This window comes from Phycisphaerae bacterium (assembly GCA_012729815.1).
Lineage (GTDB): Bacteria > Planctomycetota > Phycisphaerae > JAAYCJ01 > JAAYCJ01 > JAAYCJ01.
The window spans coordinates 1-7,889 of record JAAYCJ010000246.1; the positions used below are offsets into that span (position 1 = coordinate 1).

General features: G+C 65.0%; 8 protein-coding genes. 5 read left to right on the forward strand and 3 right to left on the reverse strand.

Annotated elements, in window-relative coordinates; translation table 11 throughout:
- Window positions 1-778, reverse strand: a 778-nt coding sequence (locus GXY33_16115; protein NLX06663.1) for a hypothetical protein, incomplete at its 3' end; no start/stop codon positions are given.
- Entirely contained in the window at window positions 775-2,157 is a 1,383-nt protein-coding gene (locus tag GXY33_16120) for an FGGY-family carbohydrate kinase (GenBank protein NLX06664.1), read from the reverse strand. The genes GXY33_16120 and GXY33_16115, both read right to left, overlap by 4 nt.
- A gap of 206 nt (window positions 2,158-2,363) precedes the next feature.
- On the opposite strand from GXY33_16120, the gene GXY33_16125 reads away from it, so the two are divergent.
- From GXY33_16125 to GXY33_16135, 3 genes are all read left to right on the forward strand, one after another.
- Window positions 2,364-3,410: a Gfo/Idh/MocA family oxidoreductase gene (locus tag GXY33_16125; GenBank protein NLX06665.1), complete on the forward strand. Its 1,047-nt coding sequence runs from the start codon at window positions 2,364-2,366 to the stop codon at window positions 3,408-3,410.
- An 18-nt stretch (window positions 3,411-3,428) separates the two neighbouring features.
- The gene (locus GXY33_16130) at window positions 3,429-4,259 is read left to right on the forward strand and encodes a sugar phosphate isomerase/epimerase (protein ID NLX06666.1); all 831 of its coding nucleotides are present in this window, start codon (window positions 3,429-3,431) and stop codon (window positions 4,257-4,259) included.
- A 109-nt stretch (window positions 4,260-4,368) separates the two neighbouring features.
- Window positions 4,369-4,992: a class II aldolase/adducin family protein gene (locus GXY33_16135; protein ID NLX06667.1), complete on the forward strand. Its 624-nt coding sequence runs from the start codon at window positions 4,369-4,371 to the stop codon at window positions 4,990-4,992.
- A 15-nt stretch (window positions 4,993-5,007) separates the two neighbouring features.
- On the opposite strand, the gene GXY33_16140 is transcribed toward GXY33_16135, so the two are convergent.
- Window positions 5,008-6,237: a DUF2029 domain-containing protein gene (locus GXY33_16140; protein NLX06668.1), complete on the reverse strand. Its 1,230-nt coding sequence runs from the start codon at window positions 6,235-6,237 to the stop codon at window positions 5,008-5,010.
- A 137-nt stretch (window positions 6,238-6,374) separates the two neighbouring features.
- Here GXY33_16140 and GXY33_16145 point away from each other — a divergent pair, with 137 nt between their 5' ends.
- On the forward strand, window positions 6,375-7,172 hold the full coding sequence (locus GXY33_16145) for an IclR family transcriptional regulator (protein ID NLX06669.1): 798 nt from the start codon (window positions 6,375-6,377) through the stop codon (window positions 7,170-7,172).
- Window positions 7,173-7,288: 116 nt separating this feature from the next.
- Window positions 7,289-7,889: thiamine pyrophosphate-binding protein (locus GXY33_16150; GenBank protein NLX06670.1), on the forward strand; the 601-nt coding region annotated here is incomplete at its 3' end.

Genomic DNA, 7,889 nt, shown 5'->3' on the forward strand with positions numbered 1-7,889 from the left:
CCCGCAGCGCGACTTCTCCCACCGCGGTCTTTTTGAGCAGATCTCGGTCGACCGCCGTGTCGATCCGAAACTCCCGCCGGTACGCCTCGATCATCTCACGGACCGCCGACCGATCCACACCTTCGATTCTCGCTGCGAACTCATCGACGTCCACCGCCGTCGGCCGCAATCCCATCCGCTCCAGAAAAAGCTGATCGGTGAGCGGCAGGTCCAGCATGTCCTCAAAGTGCCCGCCGATCTGCACCGGCTGCGAGTCCCGCATCGCCCGCAGCGCCCGCCCAGCCGCGGCAAACTCCCGCAGCTGGGCCAGCGTATCCTTCTGCTTCCAGTGCCCGTGCACCACGCCAAAGGCAACGCCTCGCCGCCGCAACACGTTGGCCAAATCCTGCGTCCCGTGCACGCCGTGGTTCAGCAGGACCGTATCGAAGTCGTACGTCTCGCCGCGAAGCTCGAACATCGGCTGGGCCGGCCACAGCACCGTCGGCACGCCCGCCTCCACAATCGCATCAACCAACACGCCGCTGGGGCAGTAGGTCACGTGGGCGACCACCAGCAGATCAACCCCCGCCTCGCCCAGCCGCTGGCACTCCCGGCGGACCTGTTCCCGCGTCGCCGCCACCTCGCCCGCCGCCACCGCCATCCCCTCGGCCTCCAGCACCGCCTTCGCCTGGACCGTCACCTCGCCGAGCTTCTCCCGCAGGCCGGGGGCCAACCGCTCGTACAGCTCAATCATCCCCGGCAAAAGCCCGATCTTCAGCGTCCGCTGGCCGTCCGTCACGTTCTGCCCTCCCGATCCACGTTTCCCGTCACGTGGTAGTACCGGTACCAATCATCATATTGCGCGCGTCGCCGGTCGTCGGGGCGATGCACCTGCACCGCCGCCTCAGCCGGCCAGCAGCGCTGCGGCGCCTGGCCGCTCACCGCCCAACCCGCCACCAGGGCCGCCCCGAATGCCGCCAGCTCGGGGAACTGGACCGCTTCGACCTCCAAGCCGCACATCGAGGCCAGGATGCCGGGACAGTGACGCCCGCCCGCCGCCCCGCCGGTCATCACGATCCGCCGGACCGGAGTGGCTGCGGCGATCGTCTCAAGCCGGTCTCGCACCTGGGCTGCGGCGACTTCCATGAACCGCAGCGCCGCCGACGGCCCCCGCCCATCGACCGTCCCGGCCAGGAGGTCCGCCCTGATCGGCCCTTCCGGAGGCCAGAAATCCGCCCACGCCATCCGCTCCACCTGCTCTCCCGTCAGTCCCAGGCGTTCCAGAAGACGCTCATACCCGCGCCCCACCGCACCCAATGACGCGATGTATCCGAATCGCCCCGGCCGCACGCTTCGCCCCGGATGCATCGTAAACCGCGCGTCGTCGTAGATCGGCTCAGCCGACTCGCCGTTGACCACCCACGCGGTGCCGCCGACCACGTTAACCGTCCCCGCTTCCTCCAGCCCGCAGGCGATCATCGAGGCGTACTGATCGTGGCAACTGCCCGCCAGCGTCAGCTTCACGCCCGCCACCGTCACATCCTCCAGCATCACCTCGATGCTCGGCCGGACCTCGGCCAGATGGCTCCGCTCCAGCCCCGCCCAGCCGACCAAAGCGTCCGCCCAATCGCCTTTGTGAAAATCGAACATTCCACAGATCTGGGCGTTGGTTGTATCGCCAACCGGCCTGCCCGCCAGGCTCGCGGTAATCAGCTCCGGCACCGCCGCCACGCACCGCAGCCGGCGGACATCTTCCGGCTTCTCCCGCACCCACTGGCGGACCTTCGCGATCATCAGCCACGGCATCGGCTCCCATCCCGTGGCCCGGTAAAACGACACCTTCCCGAACCGCTCGGACAACTCCGCGACAATCTGCTCATCGGCCAGGGCCGTCCACGAGAAGCCCCGGTCCAGAGGTGCGAATCGCCCATCCAGAGGGACGAAACTGCCGCCTTGCGTGCTGATCCCGCAGACCACCTTGTGCCCGGCCAGCAGGCCACGGTCGTGGAAATGCCGGATCGGCGCCTCGAACTGCCGTCGCCAGACCTCCGCCGCCGGCCGGTCCACCCGCGCCGCTGGCCCCAGCGGGAACGTTTCGCGGGCGATCAGGCGGCCCGAATCGTCCAGCACCACCGCCTTGGTGTTCGTCGTCCCGATATCGATCCCGCAAATCCGCATGGTCGTCCGATGTGCGTTTCTAACATAAACGAATACAGTCTAACATTTAGGCGGTTCCTGTCAACCCCCTTTCCCGGGCCGTGCTTTCCGCCCGCGAAAACCGCTTGAAGCCCCCGTGCTCCATCGTTAATATTCATTACCTTTGGCGGTCTGCGGCCCGAGTTTGCGTCACGGCCGACTACTTTTGACACAAAGGAGAACGCGAAATGAACGCTGCTGCCAACGCCCCCGTGCCCGTAGGAGTCATCGGTTTGGGCCGAAGCGGATGGGGCATCCACATCAACGCGATGCGGCCGATGCCCGAGAATTTCAAGATTGTCGGCGTGACCGACCCCAACGCCGCCCGCTGCAAGGAGGCGACCGACGAGTTCGGCTGCAAAGTCTACCAAAGCGTCGACCAGATGCTGGCCGACAAGGGGGTCGAACTGGTGGTCGTCGCCTCGCTCAACCGCATGCACCCGCCGCACGCGATCCAAGCCATGGAGGCGGGCAAGAACGTCGTCTGCGAAAAACCCATGGCCGCCGACGCCGCCGAAGCCGACCGCATGATCGCCGTCTCCAAAAAGACCGGCAAGATGCTCGCGGTCTTCCAGAACCGCCGCTACGCACCCGACTTCGTCAAGGTCAAAGAGGTTATCGACTCCGGCAAGCTCGGGCGGATTGTGATGATCAAGATGATGGCCCACGGCTTTTCCCGCCGATGGGACTGGCAGACCCTCAAGGAGTTCGGCGGCGGCGCCCTCAATAACACCGGCCCGCACTTCGTCGACCAAGCCCTCCAGCTCTTCGGGCCGGCCGAGCCCAACATCTTCTGCCATATGGAAAATGTCCTGTCCTCCGGCGACGCCGAGGACCACGTCAAGGTCGTCTTCTCCGCTCCCAAATCGCCCATGATCGACCTCGAGATCACCAGCGCCTGCGCCTACGGACAGGGCAACTGGCTGGTGATGGGCAGCTCCGGCGGCCTCAAGGGCACGATGGGCGAACTGGAATGGAAGTACGTCGATTTCTCCAAGATGCCGCCGCGCCCGATCGACCGCACGTCGACGCCCGATCGCAGCTACAACCGCGAAGACCTGACCTGGACCGAGGAGAAGTGGGAAAAATCCAACGACTTCCCGGGCGAAGCCACCTGCTTCTATCGTGACCTCTACGAGACGATCCGCAACGCCAAGCCGCTGCACATCACGCCCGAAAGCGTGCGTCGTCAGATCGCGATCCTGGAGAAGTGCCACCAGCTCAGCCCGGTTTGATCTCCACAGGAGTCCGTCATGAAGAAGGCCATCTGCCACTATAGCTTCCATCGTCGCTGGGACGCCGAGAAGTGGGACGCCAATCGCCTCGCCGAGGAAGTCCGAAATCTCGGCGTCGAAGGCGTCGATTTCCACGTGCGCTACCTCAAGACCCCAGCCGAGGCGCCATCGCTGATCCTCAACGCGATCGGCAAGCACGGCCTGGTGCTCTCGGGCCTCTCGATGTCCAACGACTTCAACACCGACGATCCAGCCAAATTCAAGCAGCAGGTCGATGCGGTCAAAAACTGGGTTCCCGTGATCGACAAGGTCCGCGCGCCCGTCTCGCGGATATTCGGCGGCCACCTGCCGCCCGAGCAGCGCCTGGACGCCGCCGCCAAGGCCAAGGGCCGTCAGCGGATCCTCGACGCCCTCGAGATCATCCTGCGCGAAGCCGAGAAGCACGGCATCGTCTTCGCCCTCGAAAACCACGGCGGACTGCCCTGCACCGGCGAAGAGCAGGTGGACGTGATCAAGACGGTCAACTCGCCGCTGCTGCGGGCCACCATCGACGTCGGCAACTACATGCAGGGCGGACAGGAAGGCCACGTCGGTACCAAGGTCGCCGCCGAGTACTGCGCCTACGTCCACTTCAAGGACTTCCGCAAGGTCAAGGACGAGACCAAGCCGTGGGGCTGGACCATTGAAGCGTGCACCGTCGGCGACGGCGACGTGGACCATCCAGCCTGCATCGCCGAACTCCAGAAGATCGGCTACGACGGCTTTATCGCCCTCGAATACGAAGGCCCGGAAGACGAACAGACCGGCGTCCCCCGCAGCGTCGACTACATGAACAAGGTCATGCCGTAGTTGCTCCACGGCCGACGACGAAAAACGCAGCGAGGGTGGTGCCTGCCGCAGGTGAGCTCCACGCGTCGCTTCGTTGCTGATCGTGCATCCTGATCCTTGAGGACCGAAAATGACCGCCATAGATGATAGTCGGATCGAACACTTCGTGGCTCAATGCCGGCGCGCCGCGCGGGACTATCGCCTGATGAAATGCAGCAGCGGCAACGCCTCCTGGCGGATCGACGACGATCTGATGCTGGTCTCAGCGAGCAAGTCGTGGCTGTCGGACCTGACCGCCGATCAGGTGACGGTCTGCCGCGTCGCCGACGGCGCACCCGTCCAAGGTCCCAAGCCGACCATCGAGATCGCCTTCCACGCCGGTATCCTCCGCGCGCGTCCCGATATTAACGTGGTGATACATTTCCAGACGCCCTTCGCCACGGTGCTGACCTGCCGAAAGGAACCGGTCGACTACTGCGTCCTGCCTGAAGCGCCCTACTATCTCGGCCCGGTCGCCACGATCCCGTTTCTGCTTCCCGGCAGCAAAGAGCTCGCCGACGCCGTGATCGCGGCGATGACCGGCCACAACGTCGGCATCCTGCAGAACCACGGCCAGATCACCGTCGGCAAAGACTTCAACGAGACGATTCAGCGGGCGGTCTTCTTCGAAATGGTCTGCGAAACCATCGTTCGCGGCGGCGAAACGATCCAGCCGATCCCGAGAGCCATGATCGAAAAACTCGGCAACGCCTGAGCCGGCACGCGACAATCAGCCGGCGCGCTGCTTCACCGTGTCGATCCGCGATGGAGAATCATCCTCCCACACCGATCGCGCGGCAGACACCAGCAGTGCACAGGATATCAACGGCAACATCCAGCGCACTCCCATCGCCAACATCACGGTAACGGCGAAACCGGCCACAAAGACCGCCGCCCATAACGGCACCCTCGGCCGAGCGCCCGCCGCCACGCAGACCGGAACGAGCCAGATAATCAAATCGTACGGATGCGTGTTCGGACTGACCAGCGTCGCCAGAGCGATTGCCACGGCAAGATGCCGCATCGAACGGCTGGCGCCGCGGGTGTCCAGAGCGCAGTACGCAGCCACACCCACGACTCCGATCAGCATCACAAATGTTCCCGCTGCATACAAGCTCCGCAGCTCGCCCGGATACAGCCGATGCGTGATGCCGATCCAGTTGCACATGTAATCGGCGGTGTAGTTGAACGACCGAACGGCGTCAAGAAAAGCCGCCCACTGGTCAAAGCCAAAGAGCAGACCGCTCAACACACTGCACGCCACGAAGGTCGCCGCCGCAGCCGCGACCGTCCGCCACTGCCGATCCACCAACGCCACTACGCCCAGCAACAGGGCGTACTGCGGCTTGAACGCCATCAATCCCAGCGCGACTCCGGCCCAGCCCGGCGCCTTGCGATAGCACGCGGCATAGGCAAAGACGGCTGCACCCAGGTAAGCCCCCGTTTGGCCGAGCATGGCGTTGAAGATCGCCGCGCCGCCAAATCCGGTCCCGACGACGATGATCGTACGTTCCCACGAATGTCGCGAAAACCGCCCCGCCAGCCGGTACGCAGCCGCCAGCATCAACAAGGTTCCCACCGCAACAAAGAGCACAAACCCCAACCGCGGTGGACCCACCAGGCACAACATGAACAGCGGAAGTGCGTTGGGCGGATACGCGAACGGCAGCGAGTACGGCGGATCCTGACCGTCAAGCCAAGTCTCGGCGATGTGCCGACGCTGAACCTGCACATCGTAAGGCGATCGCCCCTGCGCCAGCAGCTCCGCCGCGCTCCGGAAGATCAGGGCGTCCGACGCGTTGACCTTGAAGCTCTCGACGCCGTAAGAGCGGCTCGTGAAGGCCGCATGCAAAGCCGGCAAAGCGGCAATGACGACCACAACAACGGCTGCGCTCAAACGGCCCGGAGACACCGGTCGCTCGCCGCCGTCAGCGGTCCTGCACGCCTCATCGGCCAACATCGGTAGGGACTCCTGCGGCAACATGGGCGATCTTCCTCATTTATGTCTAACGGATGTTGCATCATAAGTAACAGACTACCGTATTGCGGAACACCCGGCGATCCGTTACACTGCACGCAAAGAAGGAAGGTATAGCCATGACGGTGATTGGACAGAGAATACAGTCGCTGGATCGGGGTCTGCAGCTCCTCGAGTACATCGCCGAGCAGGAACGGCCGGTGCGGCTGACCGAGATGGCGCGGCTCCTCGAAGTCGAAAAGAGCAGTGCCTATCGGCTCGTAAATACTTTGGCCACACGAGGTTATGTGCGACAGGAGCCGGAGTCGAGCGGCTACCTGCTCGACGAGCGGGTCTTTGACCTTGCGGGCCGCCTGGCCGGCCGACGACGGCTGGGGGATCTGGCCCGCCGGCACCTGGTCTGCCTGGCCCGCGAGACGGGCGAGACGGCGCATCTGGGTGTGCTGGGTGACCGGGCGGTGGTGCTGGTCGACCACGAGTTCGGCAGCCACGCGGTGGGCGTGACCAGCCGGTCGGGCAGCAGCGAACCGCTCTACTGCACTGCCCTGGGCAAGGCCCTGCTGGCGGGCATGACCGAAGATGAACTTCGGACGGCGGTCCGAAGCGAGACGCTCAAGCGGCATACCGAACGCACGGTAACGACATACGGCCAACTGGCCGAGGAGACGGGATCGGTCATGCGAACCGGGCTCGCCCGCGACTGGGAGGAGTACCGCGCCGGCGTGCGATGCCTGGCCAGCCCAGTCTTCGATTTCCGCAGCCGGATTATCGGGGCGATCGGAATTTCAGGACCGAAGGAACGGATCGATGAGCAGGCCATGACCGACCACGGCGAACGGGTCCGGCGCGAGGCGCTGGCCCTCTCGGCCGAGTTGGGTTTCCGCCTCGTCCCGACAACAGGAGATTCCAACGAGTGAAACCCGAGCAGTACGCACAACTGGTCCACGCGCGGAAACAACGGGCGCAGGCGATCACCGACGCCGGCGGTTTCGAGGAGGCCTATCGCTGCGGCGCCCTTTCCCGCCGCGCCGACATGACCGTCTCCGAGGCGCTGGTGCTCGGCTTGGTCCGTCAGAACGTCCGCAAGTTCCTCAGCGTGTTCGGCCACGGCTCGACCGAGATCGGCGAGGTGTTGCGGGTCTACGAGGCGGCTGGCGTGGTCCGGACGTTCGCGGTCCGAAATGAGATCGCCGCGTCGCACGCCGCGGCGGCGTTGCGGTGGGTGACCGGCGAGAAGGCAGCGGTCGTCACCTCCATCGGGCCGGGTGCGCTACAGGCCATGACCGGGTCGCTCGCCGCCGCGTCGGACGGCTTGGGCGTCTGGTACCTCTTCGGCGACGAGACGACCGAGGACGAAGGCCCGAACATGCAGCAAATCCCCAAGCCCGAACAAGGGCTCTTCCTGCGCCTCGGCCAGACGATGGGCTCAGCCTACACGCTGCACACGCCGGGCGCGGTGCCGACCGCGCTTCGGCGCGGACTGAACCGGGTTGACGATCCGCACCGCGCCGGGCCGTTTTTCCTGCTGATGCCGATGAACACCCAGTGCTGCGTGATCGAAGGGTTCAACCTCGACGAGTTGCCGGTTGGATCGCCGCCGCGACTCGGACCGGCGGCGGACGACGGACGCTACG